Raw genomic sequence first — 16,175 nt, forward strand, 5'->3', positions numbered from 1 at the left:
GCTATTCTTTATAAATAAGGAAAATAAGTAGAAAAAATTGTAAATAATTGTTAATATCTAGTTATATTTAGTTAATTATTTTTATATCTCTTTGTTAATCAAAACATAGCCTTAAATTAATCATTTCATATTACTCCTATAGTCAAAGTTTAACTAAATAGAGAGATATTAAGTTCTTGGAGAGTCGCAATAATTATTACTGAAGCTTCTAAGCAATAGGTAAATTTTTAGCGCTGCAATTAACTTCATATTAAAAAGGAAGGAAGTCTTAAATCATGGTAGATTCTTACGTAAGAAATGTGCCGGGAAATCCGGGCTACGATTTTACTCCGCTGTTAACATCGGGAGACCAAATTCCTTTAATTCAGGGTACCGTAGGTAACTTTCAGGTAGTTCCCGGACAAAGATTTACATTTGTGGGAATCCCTGACGGAATGGGAATTTTCGACACTCCAACAAACTATTACGTTTTTATCAATCACGAAATTGCCGACACTACTAGTTCCGGTGCTCCTATCACTTCTATAACTCCCGGAGGAAGAATCCAAGGAGCAAGAGTATCCTTACTCGTATTTGACAAAAACTGGAATATCGTTGGTGGGAAAAACCTGATTGAAAGAGGAGTAGATACTACTGGTGAGTATGTTTTAAACACCACCACAGGTGCTTATACTAATGCGGCAAACGGGAGAAGTTTTGCTTTCACTCGTTTTTGTTCTGCATACTTAGCACAAAGTGGCTTTGTTAATGCCGCTGGTCAATCAACTCCAGTTTATTTCATTCCTGAAGAAACTACACTTAATGCAACTACCGGAGCTTCCACAAGTAGAGGTTGGGCATTAACTCCTGATGGTACAGCATTAGCGATCGACGGCTTAGGTCGTTACGCTAAAGAAAACGTAGTTGCCGCCTCTCAATATCGCGCCATCAATTCGGATAAAACCGTACTTATCAGCACAGAAGACTTTGCCAACGGCGAACTTTATATGTTTGTCGGTCAACAAACTGCACAAGACCCCAACGGCTTCCGCGATGGTCAATTATATGTATTAAGAGTTCAAGGATTCGATGGTGAAACTCTCACAGAAGGAACAAGAGTTAACGCCACTTGGACACCAGTTCCCAGAGACATTGCCCTTGACACCACTGGCGCAGTTCTTAGCAGCTGGGTAGACAGTTCTGGTCGTTCCACTAACTTCCGTCGTTTAGAAGATATTTCCGAAGATCCCAACAACCCCGGCACTTTCTACTTTGTTACCACAGGCACCGCTGACAAAGCTGGTGGTGGGACAGCCAGCACTGCTGCGGAAGCAGAAAACCCCTACGGTAAAATGTACCGCTTTAGTCTCAATGCCAGCGATCCGGCAGGACAAATCAATAACTTTGAGTTAGTGCTCAATGGTGGCCTTGATACTGGTGTGAGCTATGACAACATCGTTGTCGATCGCTCAAACCGTGTAATGATCATGGAAGACGAAACCGCCTTTGGTGGTGACGTAATGAGAGCCAGAGGCAGAGAAGCTGGTATTTGGGAATACAATATCGCCACCGATAAAGCTACTTTTGTCGCAGAACTCGACGAAAGTGCTGCTGGTCTACAGTTTGACGATACCAGCGCACCGGGCGAATGGGAAACCTCCGGCATCGTCGAAGTTGGCTCCGGTAGACGGTTATATATGTTCGACGTTCAAGCTCACACCATCAGAGATGCCAATTACGTCGAAGGTGGTCAATTAATCCTGGCAATATCGAAAGGGCCAGATACATTGACAGCAAAAGGCAGTGAATTTATCGATGGTTACGGTGGTAATGACAGTCTCTCTGGCGCAGGTACCTCAAACAATACCTTAAGTGGTGGTGCTGGTAACGATACCTTAATTGGTGGCACTAGTGATGTTCTCCTTGGTGGCGCAGGCAATGATTTCTTTAGACCTGGTAAAGCCAACAATGTGAATGGCAATGAAGGCAACGACTTTATCAATGGGTCTAATAGTTCGACTGGTAGTACCCTTCGTGGTGGTCAAGGCAGCGACACCATTATCGGTGGAGTCGGCGATGTCATCTTTGGCGACAAAGGCAAGGATGTTTTATACATTGGCGATGGTGGTGTCACCTTAACTGGTGGTGCAGATGCCGATCAATTTTGGATTGCTAATAATAGCGTTCCGAGTCGTTCCAGCAGGATTACTGACTTCCAAGCAGGTACGGATGTGATTGGCGTTGCAGGTATTGGAGCGGCCTTTAGTTCTATCTCGATTACTCAGAAAGGTTCTGATGCTGCGATCGCTTTCTTAGGAACCGAGTTAGCGATCGTTGCTAATGTCCAAACTAGCGCTCTCACCAGTGCCTCTTTTGTATTCACCTAAAAATCACTGGTGATTAATTATTAATCCTTGGTCTAATTAAAAATCGCACCTCGTTAATTATCGGGGTGCGATTTCTTCTTGTCAAAAAGCTTAAATTCTCACTAAAACTTGCTCGTTCAATTTGCCATTAACTAAATTTTCCAATGAAGTACCATAGACTTCACAGGAATTATTCGGACTTTCCACTAACTTAACTTTAAACAATTCCGCACCTAGTTTCCGAATGGGTTCCTGTAATAAATCGCGGATATGAATCGCAATATTTTCTGCTGTTGGCACAACTTCTGCAAAGTAGGGAATATCTTTATTCAAAAAAGTGTGATCGAATGGTTCTATTACATAATCATCGATCGCCTTTTGCAATTCTCCTAAATCTACACTCATCCCCGTGCGAGGGTCAATTTCTCCTTTCACAGTCACTTCTAAATGGTAATTATGACCGTGACCGTTAGGACGAGCGCACTTACCATAAATTTCGCAATTTTTCTCATAACTAAGGTCGGGACGAGCGAGCCGATGGGCAGCGCTAAAATGAGTGGCAATGCTGAGGTATGCTTCCATTTCGTTTCCTAAATAATCAGCCCAAAGTTCTGGATGTTCAAATAATTGAATTCGCACAATTGGTAAATGAGGCGCTAAACGCTGCCAAATTACCCTTGCCATATTTTCTGTAGTTGGCAGAGTCTCCTGAAACTCCAACCAAGCATCATTGAGATAGGAAAAATCTAATTGACTGGTAATTTCCCGTTTAATGATGTGTTTTACATCAGACAGGTTTAACACCATACCGTATTCATCCAATTCACCTGCCATGTAAACATACAGAACGTAGTTATGTCCATGTCCAGGCGCACGAGAGCAAGCTCCAAATTTTTCCATATTTTCAGCTTCACTCAACTCTGGCAACCAATACAGATGACTGGCTGAAAATTTAGCCCGACGGTTGATAATACACTTCATGCTGGGAGGAGCAAAGAGGGAATTGTAAAGATTCGTAAAACGACTCTGGTTCTAGGATATCGCATTGAGGGGCAGGAGAGACAAGGGGACAAGGGGACAAGGGCAAGTTATGAGTTTTGAGTTTTAAGTTTTGAATTAATAACTTAAAACTCAAAACTCATAACTTATAATTCCTAAAAGCTGTTTGCGCTTCCTGTCTTAGCTGGGCGGCTATTCTAAACATTTCATGGCCTGTGTGTAAATATTGGTCGTCGTAATTTAAGCTAAAAGTTTCTAATTCGCTAATTCCATCTCCTACTTGATTTAAACAGTAGTAAAGTCTGGCAGCAACACCAGCTAAAGGAGAAGGATTGGGCATTGAGGTAAAAATGTGTTGGGCTTGAGAAAGTAACTCTCGGCAATCTTTTAAATAATCCTGAAAACTTTCCATTAATTCATCATCAAACGGGTCGGCAGCAAGTTCGTCTATTTGTTTATTGATGGGATTGATAATGCGATAAATTAAGCGGTTAACTGGTTGATAAACTAGGCTCAACCATAATTGAATTTGTCGATCGACATTTTGAGTAGTTTGTCGCTGTTTTTGGTATTGTTTTTGCGCGGCTTTGGTTCGTTGTTGCCAGTTTCCTACCGTAGTAAATGAACCATTTTTTAATTGTCGATCGTAAAACTCCCGTCGTTGCGGATCGCTTAAAATTTCATAAGCAGCATTTAACCGCACAATTTGCTCATGATTGGCTGTTTCTTGCTGACTATCGGGATGAAAAAGTTTTGCCAACCGCCGATAAGATTGTTTAATCTCTGCTTGTGTTGCTCTTGGGCTAACTTGCAGAGTTTGATAGTGATTTAACTCCGCCATTCGATTTTCGAGTTTCGATTTGCGATTTTTCCCTCAGATAAATCTGAGAAGTTGACTTCCTTCTGCCTTCTTTCACTAGTTTAAGTTAAGCCAAAAGTTGATAGCTTCAATTCTGGTTCTTGAAACAAAGGTGTACTTAGGTAACGTTCTCCAAAACTGGGTTGAATCATCACGATTAGACGGCCTTCATTTTCTTTTCTTTGACCAACTTTAATCGCTGCATACAGTGCCGCACCACTAGAAATTCCCGAAAGTAAGCCTTCTTCTTTAGCTAATCTCCGACCATAAGCGATCGCATCTTCATCCCTCACCTGAATCACCTCATCAATCAAATCTACGCGCAATACTTGCGGAATAAAACCCGCCCCAATTCCCTGGATTTTATGTGGGCCAGGATTTCCCCCGGACAACACCGGACTGTTAGCGGGTTCAACTGCGATCGCCAAAAACCCCGGCTTCCGCTGCTTAATTACCTCAGCTACACCAGTAATCGTACCCCCAGTTCCCACACCAGCCACCAAAATATCCACCTGCCCATCGGTATCCTGCCAAATCTCCTGGGCTGTCGTTTCCCGGTGAATTTGCGAATTAGCCGGATTACGGAACTGTTGCAACATATAAGCATCCGGCGTATTCTCCACAATCTCCTGCGCCCGTCGAATCGCCCCAGTCATCCCCTCAATCCCCGGAGTCAACTCCAACTCTGCGCCATAAGCCCGCAACATCGCCCGCCTTTCATTACTCATGGTTTCCGGCATAGTCAAAATCAACCGATAACCCTTAGCTGCCGTCACCATTGCCAACGCAATACCCGTATTTCCCGAAGTCGGTTCCACCAACACCGTCTTCCCAGGAGTAATTAGCCCTTCCCTAGCAGCAGCATCGATCATACTTACGCCAATTCGGTCTTTCACAGAAGCAGCAGGATTCATTCCCTCCAACTTCACCACAATCTTTGCCAAACAACCTTCTGATTGCGGAATCCGATTTAACCGTACCAAAGGAGTACGACCAACTAACTCAGTAATATCATCAGCTATTCGCATAATTCTCTCCTTATATCATTAACTCATTTGTCATTAATAACAAATCAGATGTAATACATGATATCTAGCTGACGTTTAGCATCTCGCTTTTCACACAAATCTTGTAACGTATACTTTTGCAAAACCGCATTTGCTGCCTGACAACCCTCTTGCCAAACTTCTCTGAGCAAATTACTTTCTAACGTCGTTTTACTCCCAGAATCTTTATCTGAAAGTTGAGAATCAGCCCCTTCCAAACAACAAATAACTTCAAATAAATTAATTTTCCAGGGTTCTCTGCCCAGCAAATAGCCGCCCTTAGCGCCTCGTTGACTACGCACTAAACCACAACGCCTCAAAGTTGCTAGTAACTGTTCCAAATAGCGATCGGGAATATTTTGCTGCGCCGCAATTTGCCGAATTTGCAGAGGTTCACCACTTTGATAATGAGTTGCCAGCTCTAGGAGAGCCAACAGCGCATATTCACTTTTACACGATAGTTCCACGAATTATCCCAAATTTACTGAATAGCTACAAAATTCCTAAAAAAAATACAAAGAGCAGAAAAAGGTGATTAAAATACCCCGGTTCTACACTAGGGTTTAATACCATTTTATAACGCCTTGCGTCCTGAATGCTTTCGACTTTTAAGCATCTCAGCAATTGTCAAATTTTGTTGCCATCAATAAAAAACCCCCGTTAAAAACGAGGGCTGTTTATTTTCTTCAGTTAGACTCACCTAGAAAGAGAAGGTGGTTCTAAGAGTACCAATGAAAATGTCATCATTTCTGTTGTTTTGTTCTGGTGCCATCAACCAAATCACACCAGGAGTCACAGAAATATTATCCGTCAGCTGGAACTTGTAGAAACCTTCAATGTGCCAAGGCAAATCACGACTAAAGGTAGAACGAGGGCCAGCATCTAACCCAGTCAAGTAAGGTTCGATACCTGCGAATAAACCTAACAAGTTACCGGGTTTAAACAAGTTGGGAAAAGCAATCCCAAGTCCATAACTCCAAATGTCAGCACTACCACGACGAACCAAGGTAGCATCAGTGTACATACCAAAAGCACTAATTGAGAAGTACTTGCTCAAACGTAAGTTACCAGAAACACCGTAAGAGTTAGTAACAACTGGAGTAGCACCTCTAGCTCTATTTCTGGAGGTACTGCCAAATAGTAGAGACGATGGCAGATTAGCAATACCTGTACCTACTGACCCTGACCGACTAAGACCAGAACTACCACCAGAATCAAAGATATCAGTTCCGGTAGGATGGTAAGCATTAACGTAGGTTAACGCTAGATTGAAGGTATCACAGAAGTTTAGGTCTAACTGTCCGAGCGCAGCATATTGACCGTTAAACAAACCATTTTTATCGAAAGGACTGTTGGCACTTGTGGGAGCGTTACCTGTAACACCTGCTGGGAGAATACCAGAACCACCTGCAAGGTAGCCACCAGTAATGGAGGTGCCTTTCAAGAAGCTACCCAGTCCACCCAAACCAAAACTAATGGCTCCACCTGCGCCCCCACCAATCCGATAAATCGGGTTTTCTTGCGAGAAGACAGAAATAGAACCGTTACCGCCATCTCCATCATAGAAGTAGGGGTTTTTCACATCAACGTAGTCGGAGTGAATCCCACCTGTGGCAGCTAAATATAGCTTAGAGCCACCTAAAAAGGAAGTTTCATAAGCCAACCAGTCTAAGGCTACGCTATTACTGCCTGTGCTACCAAAGAAATACTGTAGATTACCTTCTCTGGTTGAGCCTGGACCACCTGTAAATCCGCTGTTAGTACCACCGTTAAATAAGGGAGTGCTGGGTAAACTAGTCCACCGCACGGCGTTACCAGCTGTAATCCGGGTATGTAGAATGTCTTTACCTGTGAAGCTGGTTTGGAATTCTAAACGCACCCTATTTTGGAAAACAGTGTTGTTTCTGTCTTCTACATCCCAACGATTTCTTAGGAAGGGAGGACGCTCAATACCTCTTTCACGATAGGTTACTTGACCGCTCTTACCACCAAAAACATCAGCGATCGCAAAAATCGCTTCTCCTCTTAGTTTGGTAGTAGTAGAAAATTGTTGAGCTTCTACCTTCTTAACGCGAGCTTCTAGGGCATCAACTCTGCCTCTTAGGGTAGCCAGTTCAGCCGCAAACTCTTCTTGTAGACGTTGTAGTGCAGCTAAATCTTCTTTACTTACACCTTGAGGCAATGCGGCAATTAATTCCTGAATCCGATCCAAGCAACTGTTTAACCCAGCCGCAAACTCATAACGAGTCAACGCCCGATTTCCTCGGTAAGTGCGGTCTGGATAACCTTCAATACAACCGTATCGCTCAACCAAAGATTGTAATGCTTGGAAAGCCCAGCTTGTTGGGTCTACGTCCCGCAGCTGAGAAACTGAAGTCACCTGACCAGAAGCTCTTCTTCCTTCTCGGCTGTAACGAATGATTTCATCAATTGAACTTGGCGAATTAACAGGTGCGGCTTGAGCAACTGTATTTTCTTTCACCGTTACAGACACTTGAGCTTGGTTTTGTGTCTTATCTAAAGCTTTTAGCCCATTGCCGTAAGCTTGATTTTTGGCTGCTACTTCTGGCTGCTGTTCGGGATTAGCTGCCAGGTTCAGTAATTTTTCCGGGGCTTGTTCGATCGCTATTTGACTTGAAGCTACTTCAGCTGCTGAATTAGTTTCTGTGGCGATCGCTGAAGAACCAAACACCAGGGTAGCTCCCAGGATTGCCGGACTGAACAGCAGTGATTTCCACAATATTTTAGACATTTCCTCTCGTCCTCACACCACTTATAGAGAATCGCTGGATTCATTTATCCCCGCTTAACTTCTTAGTTTAGCTTTTAGAAAGGCATTGCGGGGTACTGCTTTTCTTAAACTAAGGTTAACTCTCTTTCGTAGATATTTGATAGGCTTCGAGTGCTACTTGCACTCCAGGAAATGGAACTGAAAACTTTTAGACAGCTTTCCGAGCCATTCCGACTCCACCTAATCACAGCTTACACCAGCATTTCCAAATATTTGGCACTCCCCCGTCACAATTTCACTGTAACGGGGGATTCTTGGGCTGAATACTGTCTATGCTAGACAATTCTAACTTTTGACTTAAGCATTCGTGTCTAATTCGAGTACATACTCTCGTATGATCCACTCAACGACTACTCCCCAAGCGTAAATTTGGGTCTGCCCTACCCTATTTTTTATTTCTTCACATCCCTTCCGTTTTTAGCTTACTTCTATGCTTTTATTGACGGTTAGGCTTTCCAAGGTGCATAGCTAGGTGTTTTACCTATTTTCGCATTCCCTTGGCTGGTCTATAACCAATCTATATTATAACACAATCTAAATCTACAGTAGAGTTATTTATCGCCCATTTACTTTTTTATTTTATGGCATAAATGCGAGTAATTTTAAGATATTTTTTATCGTCTATTAACAAATTAACTAAATAGTAAATAACCGCATCATCAAATATTCTTAAAATAACTATCCGCTCTCACATCCAGTGACTGGGTATAGATTGAGCCACTGTAAATTTGTGAGAGCGGTCTAGCGGGTCTTCAGATTGCAACCAGACTGCCGGGATTTCTCTGGAGATTAAGCCCAGCACTTGCAGATACTTTACAGTACTAAAGTACAAAGCTTCTGCTAGAGAACGGTCTCGGCACACAGCCGGATATCTGCAACCTGATGACCCATGCTTTTACTACTATCTGTCATGGGCATCACCTCCTTGTTGCCTAAGCGGTCTTTTTCTCAAAAAGTGTTAAGCATTACGCTCTTTAATTAAGATAACACGCTCTTAGAAAAAAGCAAGGGAATTTTGGGAAAGTATTGGACAGAGGTATAGAAGTGCAAAAAAGACTCCTAATGATTTAGGAGTCTTATTAGTTATGAAAAAATTTTGTTAAAGCTTAGAGAGCGTTACCACGAGGCAGAACTTCTTCAGGGAAGACAAAGTGCTCGTGAGGTTGGTCGGCTGGCGCTAACCAAGCACGCAGACCTTCGTTGAGCAGAATGTTCTTGGTGTAGAAGGTTTCAAATTCTGGGTCTTCTGCGGCACGTAACTCTTGGGATACGAAGTCGTAAGCTCGTAAGTTCAGTGCTAACCCAACAATTCCCACAGAACTCATCCACAAGCCTGTGACTGGGACAAATAACATGAAGAAGTGTAACCAGCGTTTGTTGGAAAACGCAATCCCGAAGATTTGCGACCAGAAGCGGTTCGCTGTCACCATACTGTAGGTTTCTTCGGCTTGGGTGGGGTTGAAGGCCCGGAAGGTGTTGGAGCTATCTCCGTCTTCAAACAAGGTGTTTTCTACTGTGGCTCCGTGAATGGCGCAGAGTAAGGCTCCACCTAGTACTCCGGCTACTCCCATCATGTGGAAGGGGTTGAGTGTCCAGTTGTGGAATCCTTGTAAAAACAGGATGAAGCGGAAGATGGCTGCGACTCCGAAACTGGGTGCGAAGAACCAGCTGGATTGTCCCAAGGGGTACATCAGGAACACGCTGACGAATACGGAAATCGGTGCGGAGAAGGCGATCGCATTATAAGGCCGAATCCCTACCAACCGCGCGATTTCAAATTGCCGCAACATGAACCCGATTAATGCGAAGGCTCCATGTAGAGCCACGAATGGCCATAATCCACCCATTTGACACCAACGGGTGAAGTTCCATTGGGCTTCAGGACCCCAGAGGAACAGCAGGGAGTGTCCCATGCTGTCTGCTGGGCTGGATACGGCTACGGTTAAGAAGTTGCAGCCTTCCAAGTAGGATGAGGCTAATCCGTGTGTGTACCACGAGGTCACGAAGGTGGTTCCGGTGAGCCATCCGCCTAGTGCTAGGTATGCACAGGGGAACAGCAGTAGTCCAGACCAACCGATGAAGACGAACCGATCGCGTTTTAGCCAGTCATCGAGGACATCAAACCATCCTCTTTCTGCTGGGGCGCGTCCCACTGCTATGGTCATTGCCCAAATCTCCAAATAGTTTATGAGTACAGGTTTTGGATTTTAGCCTTGCTGCACTGTTTCCAGTTTGGCTAAGACACAGAATTGTGAATAACGTAATAAGAATTTACGTTTCTTTACTGATTTCTCATTATAGGGGCAAGTTTTGAATTTTTCATCCCCTTTACTGAATTCTCATAAACTAGAAGTGTGTAGCGCAATTAACTAAAATCTCGAAACGCCTAATGTTCACTATTGACATGACTTTAAAGAACACTCCCTTCCCTTATTCAGTGCAAAGGAAGGAAGAATCGGACGCGATCGCTCTGTACAATCAAATTCTGGAGGCTATGCGTTCTAATAATCCACCAATCTTGGAATTAACCTGCGAGAAGCAAACAGAAAAAAAAATAGCCATTCTCACCAGTGAAATCTTAGCTGTGCAATTATCTCAGAAGTCAAGTGCCGCTGCTGCTGGCAGACCCCCAGGCTTCTTAATGATGGCAGGAGAATAAGAATTTAGTTTTAGGTGATTACATGGCTGATGCCATTACAGTGCGAGATCTCTGCTTTAGCTGGCCTAAAGGTGAATCCGTGTTCAAAAGCTGCTCTTTGGATGTACCTAAAGGACAATTTTGGATGCTTTTGGGTACAAATGGCAGTGGTAAGTCAACTTTGCTGAGATTGCTGGCTGGATTATTAACTCCCTTAGCGGGTGAAATTAAAATTTCCCAGCCTGTTGGCTTCGTTTTCCAAAATCCAGATCATCAGTTAGTCATGCCTACTGTTGGGGCAGATGTGGCATTTGGATTAGTGGCAGAACATCTTCCCCAAAGGCAGGTGCGTCAGCGAGTGGAGGAAGCTTTAGCTGCGGTAAATTTGTATGCTCTACAAAGAAGACCGATCTACGCTTTGAGTGGTGGGCAGAAACAGCGGGTGGCGATCGCAGGTGCGATCGCTCGTCGTTGCGAAGTCCTACTATTAGATGAACCGACCGCCCTTTTAGATCCAGACAGTCAGTTAGACCTAGTTAAACAAGTACAACGCTTAGTTCACTCCCAAGGCATCACGGCGCTTTGGGTAACTCACCGTCTAGATGAGTTAAATTACTGCGATGGAGCTTTTTTACTAGAAAAAGGTCAACTTGTCGATCGCGGCGATCCCGATCGTTTAAAACAACGCCTGATGCAGGTGGAGGGGATTAGTTCTTAGTTGCGACTGGGGACTGGGGACTAGGGACTGGGGACTGGGGACTGGGGACTGGGGATTGAAGGAAGACAAGGAAACACCTAAATGTCTTTACTCTAGATGCACTAAGAGGCTCTGCCTCCCCTGCTGCGAGATCTGAGTTTACAAAACTCACCGCCTCCTAATTCTTCCCAGTCCCCAGTCCCCAGTCCCCAGTCCCCAGTCCCCAGTCCCCAGTCCCCTAACCCAAATGCAAACTTTGATTACTAATAAATTATGAATTATTATCAGATATGTTAAGTTTAGAAAAGTTTGGCATTGAACAATGAAACCACCTTCGCCGTCAGCATTTTTGCTAGTGGACGGCTACAATATCATAGGATCTTGGCAAAAGCTGCTTACTTTGAGCGATCGCAAAGGACTAGAGGCCGCCCGTGAAGAGTTGATTCAACTCCTCATTAATTACACAGCATATCAAGGCTACCATACTCAGATCGTATTTGATGCCCATTATCGCGCTTCACCAGGGAATGCAGAAGAAATTACTAGTAGCTTATCTGTTCATTTCACAGATTTCGGGCAAACAGCAGACACATATATAGAAAAAGCTTGTGCAACCCTACGTCATGAGTTGCAAAAATTTCAACGGAGAATAATTGTAGCAACCTCGGACAGAGCACAACAATTAACTATTATCGGATACGGCGCAGAATGGATGTCCGCACACAAGCTAGTCCAAGAAATAGAGTTTAGTATTCATCGAGTGCGCCGGAAACAGAAATCTAAAAATCAATTACCTAGCCGCTTTTTGTTCAGTTCCCTAGATCCAGAAGCGCAAAAGCGTCTTGCCCAAATGCGGTACGGGCTAAAGTGACTAAAAATTTTCAGAAATTTTGCCAAAGTGCTTGACAAACCCTATCGATGGCGGCTAGTATTATTAATCGTGGCTCGAATGAGCAAACATTCCTCGGTAGCTCAGTGGTAGAGCGGTCGGCTGTCAGAAGCAGATGTGAGTCAGATAAACTAACTTGCATTTTCTAGCAGCGCTATCCGGTGACGGGTAGTGGAAAATCGGGTGAATTCAAGGAAACCGCAGCACTTCGGGTGGCGGCAACCCTGATCCAAGTCTGGCGAAAGGCAGTGATATTCACAGGTAGCCAGAAAGGAGCAGAGACTACGGATGAGGAGCCTAACCAATAAGTCCGACAGCGCCCGACATCCCAAGCGGATGATGAGATAGTCCACCCCCAACGGAAACGTAGGGATTAAGTGTAACCGATTGGTCGTAGGTTCGAATCCTACCCGGGGAGTTTTTCAAAGGATGAAGTATGAAAGATCGAGTTTCTGGCTTTAAACTTTCAACTTCTCACTTTGCTAAGTTTTGGCTAATTGAGCCAAACATAATTTTTTTAAATCATGGTTCTTTTGGCGCTTGTCCCATACCTGTGTTAGAGGCGCAACAGCGATTTCGGCAACTGTTAGAAAGGCAACCGTTAAAATTTTATCGAGAGTTGGAAGCATTGCTAGATGCAGCCAAAAGTCAGTTAGCTGAGTTTGTGGGTGCAGATGCTTCAGATTTAGTGTTTGTTCCCAATGCGACGACTGGAATCAATGCAGTTTTGCGTTCTTTGTCCTTTCGTCCGGGAGATGAGTTACTGACGACTAGCCAAGAATATAATGCTTGTCGGAATGTGTTGAATTTTGTCGCTGAAATGACGGGGGCGAAGGTAGTAGTTGCAGAAGTTCCTTTTCCCATAAATGCGCCCGAACAGGTAGTTGAGGCGGTGGTGGAATGTGTTTCGCCGCAAACAAGGTTGGCGCTTTTAGATCATATTACGAGTCAAACGGGTTTAATTTTTCCGATTCGGGAGTTGGTTAAAGAGTTAAGCGATAGGGGAATTGATACTTTGGTGGATGGTGCTCATGCACCGGGAATGGTAAGTTTAAATTTGCGGGAAATTGGGGCAACTTATTACACGGGTAATTGTCATAAGTGGTTATGTGCGCCTAAAGGTGCGGCTTTTTTGTATGTGAGGCGCGATCGACAATCGTTGATTCGTCCGATGATTATTAGTCATGGTGCTAATTCTTTTCGTGCTGATAAGTCACGTTTTCAGTTAGAGTTTGATTGGATGGGAACGGATGACCCAAGTGCTTATTTGTGTGTACCGGAAGCGATTAAGTTTATGGGTTCTTTGTTACCTGGTGGATGGTCGGAATTAAGGGCGAGAAATCGATCGCTCGTGTTACAAGCTAGAGAGTTACTGTGTGAAGTTTTGGGTGTTGCGCCTTCTTGTCCAGAGGGAATGATTGGGACGATGGCGGTGGTGAGTTTACCGGATGATGGTAGTGGGTTTGAGAAGGTGCGATCGATCCCAGTAATTCAAGATATATTGTGGGAAAGGTTTAAAATTGAAGTACCTGTAATTTATTGGCCTGCGTATCCTAAACAGTTGTTAAGAGTTTCAGCACAGATTTATAACAAAATTGAAGATTATGAATATTTAGCAGAAGTGCTGCCAGAATTGTTTAAGGAGTATGATGCTATTTAGTTAGTTAATAACTTTCTATTTTTGTACTGTTGCGGTCTTCCATACTAGAGATAATATGACATCTGGATCGCCTTTTAATCCATTTTTTGCTGGATCGATGATTTCCGATCCTCGGTTTTTTGTCGGACGTAAAGCGGAATTGGATGCAATTACGATGAGGATGACTAGTTCGCCGCCTGTTAGTGTAAATGTGGTGGGAAAAGGTCGAACTGGTAGGTCTTCACTGTTGTATCATTTTTTTCAGACTTACGAACAAAGGGTAGAAAATCCACAACGTTATGTGGTGGCTTATTTTAATTTGTCCAGTCCGCTGTTTCATCGGGAAGAGGGGTTTTATTTGACGATCGCTAGAGAGTTGTATAATTTGCCGAAGGTGCGATCGCAAAAAGTTTTAACTAAACCTTTCCATGTGAAAAACTTTGAACGCCACACTTTTTCGGTGGTGTTGGGAGAGTGGAAGAGACAGGGAGTTTTACCTGTACTTTGTTTAGATGAATTTGAAGCTTTGTTTCATCATCCGCAGGAATTTAATGATGGATTTTTTGATAATTTGTCTTTTTTGTTGAATAGTAAAACTTTGATGTTAGCGATCGCTTCCCACAGAAAATTAGACTATTACCAACATCGCTACAAGTTAACTTCTAATTTTTTCCAATTAGCTGATGTAATTAAGTTGGGAAACTTAACTGAAGAAGAAGCTAGAGAATTAGTGAGTTTACCTGTAACTTTGGGTGGTGAAGCTGCTTTAACTTTGGAAGAACAACGCCTTGCTAGAAAGTGGGGTGGATGTCATCCTTTGTTATTGCAATTAGCTGCTAGTTTACTGTGGGAAGCACATCAGCAAAATCTAGGTTTCGGATGGGCTAAAGAAAAGTTTATCCAAAAATCTCGCGGAATACCGAGAACTGGATTTAAGGGGAAATTTTGGATTTTTGGTAACTAAATTGTTGCTTAATCTGGGAAATTAGCCCAGTCTTCCCAACGTGCTTGGTCAACCTCTTGATTAGAAAGCCTTTGTCCTTCAGAGGGTGCTGTCCAAGCAGGTGGTTGTGACTGGTTCCAAGCGGGTGGTTGCGGTGTGTTAGAGTTATTATCTCCGACTTCGCGTTCAATGTTCAATGCCATTTGCTGAATTAAACGCACTTTGTCTAAGGTGGAAAGCTGCAATGCTTGGTTCAAAACGTCCTGAAAGTTCATGTGCGATCTCGGATTACTGGCCTGCATTGTAACATCTTTGCAAGAATTGGGGATTGGGAAAGATAAGATTTAGTCAGGTGGGTTAGAAGGCAGTAGTTTGGCAATGAAGACTTTAGCTAAATGGTCTGTAAATGATTATCATCGAATGATTGAGGCGGGGATTTTGCGCGATCGATCTGTAGAATTACTAGCAGGTGAAATTATTGAAATGAGTCCAGAAACTCCGCTTCATTATAATACGGCAAAAAGAGGTGCAAGATATTTAGAAGAGTTGCTGGTAGGAAGGGCGGAAGTTCGGTTTAATGGTCTGATTACATTATCTGATTCGGAACCAGAACCAGATATTGCTATTGTAAGATTACCTGAGTCAAAATATAACGATCGCCATCCTGAACCAAAAGATATTTTTTGGCTTATTGAAGTTGCGAAAACTAGCCTAAAAAAAGATTTAGAATTGAAAGCTAATATTTATGCTGTTGCAGGTATTCCAGAATATTGGGTGCTAGATTTATCAGCGAAAAGATTGGTTGTGTTTCGTGATCCGCAAAATGGTAAGTATTTGTTAGAGGAGATTTTTGTTGATGGTGCGATCGTGCCAATAGCATTTCCTGATGTTTCTGTATCAATTGAAAGGCTTTTGAGTTAGATTTGTAGTAAAAATCGGAGACTTTGATTTTTTTAATGCAGATGAAAGAGGTAAAGCATGAGTAAATTTATTGAACCAATTATTTTAGAAATATCTCCTGCTTCTCTAGGTAAAGGTGAACAAGCAATTCTACAAGAAATTGCTTTACAGCTATACGCCCAAAATATTTTTACTTTTGGGCAAGCACGTCGTTTGGCTAATTTATCTGTCTGGGAATTTCAGCAAATTTTGGGACAAAAAAATATCGATCGTCATTACAATGAATCAGACTTAGCTGAAGATGTTAGTACCATTCAAATAGGTTCTTAAACATTATTTCTAAATAGCAGCTTAATTGCTGTAGTAGGTGAAACTTGAAACTACTGTTCGATGTTTATTAAATGTAGAAGGTTTGTCTTTGCCAGGGAG

Annotated in this window: 15 protein-coding genes; 8 read left to right on the top strand and 7 right to left on the bottom strand. The window is 43.0% G+C overall.

The window, feature by feature from the left end; translation table 11 throughout:
- The first annotated feature begins 275 nt into the window (after positions 1–275).
- Complete coding sequence (locus tag ACE1CA_RS01265) at positions 276–2,366, top strand: hypothetical protein (protein ID WP_413278847.1); 2,091 nt, start codon at positions 276–278, stop codon at positions 2,364–2,366.
- Positions 2,367–2,456: 90 nt separating this feature from the next.
- On the opposite strand, the gene ACE1CA_RS01270 is transcribed toward ACE1CA_RS01265, so the two are convergent.
- From ACE1CA_RS01270 to psbD, 6 genes are all read right to left on the bottom strand, one after another.
- Entirely contained in the window at positions 2,457–3,326 is an 870-nt protein-coding gene (locus ACE1CA_RS01270) for a 6-carboxytetrahydropterin synthase (protein WP_413278848.1), read from the bottom strand.
- Between the two features lie 157 nt (positions 3,327–3,483).
- Positions 3,484–4,185, bottom strand: a complete 702-nt coding sequence (locus ACE1CA_RS01275) for a J domain-containing protein (protein WP_413278849.1) — start codon at positions 4,183–4,185, stop codon at positions 3,484–3,486.
- 80 nt (positions 4,186–4,265) lie between these two features.
- Complete coding sequence (gene cysK / locus ACE1CA_RS01280) at positions 4,266–5,231, bottom strand: cysteine synthase A (RefSeq protein ID WP_413278850.1); 966 nt, start codon at positions 5,229–5,231, stop codon at positions 4,266–4,268.
- A 44-nt stretch (positions 5,232–5,275) separates the two neighbouring features.
- On the bottom strand, positions 5,276–5,716 hold the full coding sequence (locus ACE1CA_RS01285) for an RrF2 family transcriptional regulator (protein ID WP_413278851.1): 441 nt from the start codon (positions 5,714–5,716) through the stop codon (positions 5,276–5,278).
- Between the two features lie 233 nt (positions 5,717–5,949).
- Complete coding sequence (locus ACE1CA_RS01290) at positions 5,950–8,001, bottom strand: iron uptake porin (RefSeq protein ID WP_413278852.1); 2,052 nt, start codon at positions 7,999–8,001, stop codon at positions 5,950–5,952.
- Positions 8,002–9,146: 1,145 nt separating this feature from the next.
- Entirely contained in the window at positions 9,147–10,205 is a 1,059-nt protein-coding gene (gene psbD, locus ACE1CA_RS01295; protein WP_486517608.1) for a photosystem II D2 protein (photosystem q(a) protein), read from the bottom strand.
- A 224-nt stretch (positions 10,206–10,429) separates the two neighbouring features.
- On the opposite strand from psbD, the gene ACE1CA_RS01300 reads away from it, so the two are divergent.
- The 5 genes from ACE1CA_RS01300 to ACE1CA_RS01320 all read left to right on the top strand — a co-directional run bounded on the left by ACE1CA_RS01300 (position 10,430) and on the right by ACE1CA_RS01320 (position 14,867).
- Positions 10,430–10,699: a UPF0367 protein family gene (locus tag ACE1CA_RS01300; protein WP_486517609.1), complete on the top strand. Its 270-nt coding sequence runs from the start codon at positions 10,430–10,432 to the stop codon at positions 10,697–10,699.
- A gap of 22 nt (positions 10,700–10,721) precedes the next feature.
- Complete coding sequence (locus ACE1CA_RS01305) at positions 10,722–11,396, top strand: ABC transporter ATP-binding protein (RefSeq protein WP_486517610.1); 675 nt, start codon at positions 10,722–10,724, stop codon at positions 11,394–11,396.
- Positions 11,397–11,697: 301 nt separating this feature from the next.
- Positions 11,698–12,246 carry an NYN domain-containing protein gene (locus ACE1CA_RS01310; RefSeq protein WP_413279035.1) on the top strand — a complete coding sequence of 183 codons (549 nt, stop codon included), beginning with the start codon at positions 11,698–11,700 and terminating at the stop codon, positions 12,244–12,246.
- A gap of 454 nt (positions 12,247–12,700) precedes the next feature.
- Positions 12,701–13,924 (top strand): aminotransferase class V-fold PLP-dependent enzyme, encoded by a 1,224-nt coding sequence (locus ACE1CA_RS01315; protein ID WP_413279037.1) that lies wholly within the window; start codon positions 12,701–12,703, stop codon positions 13,922–13,924.
- 55 nt (positions 13,925–13,979) lie between these two features.
- Positions 13,980–14,867 carry an nSTAND1 domain-containing NTPase gene (locus ACE1CA_RS01320; protein ID WP_413279038.1) on the top strand — a complete coding sequence of 296 codons (888 nt, stop codon included), beginning with the start codon at positions 13,980–13,982 and terminating at the stop codon, positions 14,865–14,867.
- Between the two features lie 8 nt (positions 14,868–14,875).
- Here the strand turns inward: ACE1CA_RS01320 and ACE1CA_RS01325 are convergent, their stop codons facing one another.
- A complete protein-coding gene (locus tag ACE1CA_RS01325) occupies positions 14,876–15,121 on the bottom strand; it encodes a hypothetical protein (RefSeq protein WP_413279039.1) in 246 nt (81 codons plus the stop codon).
- Positions 15,122–15,224: 103 nt separating this feature from the next.
- Between ACE1CA_RS01325 and ACE1CA_RS01330 the strand changes: the two genes are divergently transcribed.
- Together ACE1CA_RS01330 and ACE1CA_RS01335 are read left to right on the top strand one after the other, a co-directional pair.
- Entirely contained in the window at positions 15,225–15,767 is a 543-nt protein-coding gene (locus tag ACE1CA_RS01330; RefSeq protein ID WP_413279040.1) for a Uma2 family endonuclease, read from the top strand.
- Positions 15,768–15,824: 57 nt separating this feature from the next.
- Positions 15,825–16,076: a UPF0175 family protein gene (locus ACE1CA_RS01335; protein ID WP_413279041.1), complete on the top strand. Its 252-nt coding sequence runs from the start codon at positions 15,825–15,827 to the stop codon at positions 16,074–16,076.
- The last annotated feature ends 99 nt before the right edge of the window (positions 16,077–16,175 follow it).

Source organism: Floridaenema evergladense BLCC-F167, from assembly GCF_041929205.2.
Taxonomy (GTDB): domain Bacteria; phylum Cyanobacteriota; class Cyanobacteriia; order Cyanobacteriales; family Aerosakkonemataceae; genus Floridanema; species Floridanema evergladense.

Bases quoted from the DNA above. Each gene is read 5' to 3' on its own strand.
- ACE1CA_RS01265 (WP_413278847.1), top strand. From the start codon at position 276: ATGGTAGATTCTTACGTAAGAAATGTGCCGGGAAATCCGGGCTACGAT.
- ACE1CA_RS01270 (WP_413278848.1), bottom strand. From the start codon at position 3,326: ATGAAGTGTATTATCAACCGTCGGGCTAAATTTTCAGCCAGTCATCTG.
- ACE1CA_RS01275 (WP_413278849.1), bottom strand. From the start codon at position 4,185: ATGGCGGAGTTAAATCACTATCAAACTCTGCAAGTTAGCCCAAGAGCA.
- cysK (WP_413278850.1), bottom strand. From the start codon at position 5,231: ATGCGAATAGCTGATGATATTACTGAGTTAGTTGGTCGTACTCCTTTG.
- ACE1CA_RS01290 (WP_413278852.1), bottom strand. From the start codon at position 8,001: ATGTCTAAAATATTGTGGAAATCACTGCTGTTCAGTCCGGCAATCCTG.
- psbD (WP_486517608.1), bottom strand. From the start codon at position 10,205: ATGACCATAGCAGTGGGACGCGCCCCAGCAGAAAGAGGATGGTTTGAT.
- ACE1CA_RS01300 (WP_486517609.1), top strand. From the start codon at position 10,430: ATGTTCACTATTGACATGACTTTAAAGAACACTCCCTTCCCTTATTCA.
- ACE1CA_RS01305 (WP_486517610.1), top strand. From the start codon at position 10,722: ATGGCTGATGCCATTACAGTGCGAGATCTCTGCTTTAGCTGGCCTAAA.
- ACE1CA_RS01310 (WP_413279035.1), top strand. From the start codon at position 11,698: ATGAAACCACCTTCGCCGTCAGCATTTTTGCTAGTGGACGGCTACAAT.
- ACE1CA_RS01315 (WP_413279037.1), top strand. From the start codon at position 12,701: ATGAAAGATCGAGTTTCTGGCTTTAAACTTTCAACTTCTCACTTTGCT.
- ACE1CA_RS01320 (WP_413279038.1), top strand. From the start codon at position 13,980: ATGACATCTGGATCGCCTTTTAATCCATTTTTTGCTGGATCGATGATT.
- ACE1CA_RS01325 (WP_413279039.1), bottom strand. From the start codon at position 15,121: ATGAACTTTCAGGACGTTTTGAACCAAGCATTGCAGCTTTCCACCTTA.
- ACE1CA_RS01330 (WP_413279040.1), top strand. From the start codon at position 15,225: ATGAAGACTTTAGCTAAATGGTCTGTAAATGATTATCATCGAATGATT.
- ACE1CA_RS01335 (WP_413279041.1), top strand. From the start codon at position 15,825: ATGAGTAAATTTATTGAACCAATTATTTTAGAAATATCTCCTGCTTCT.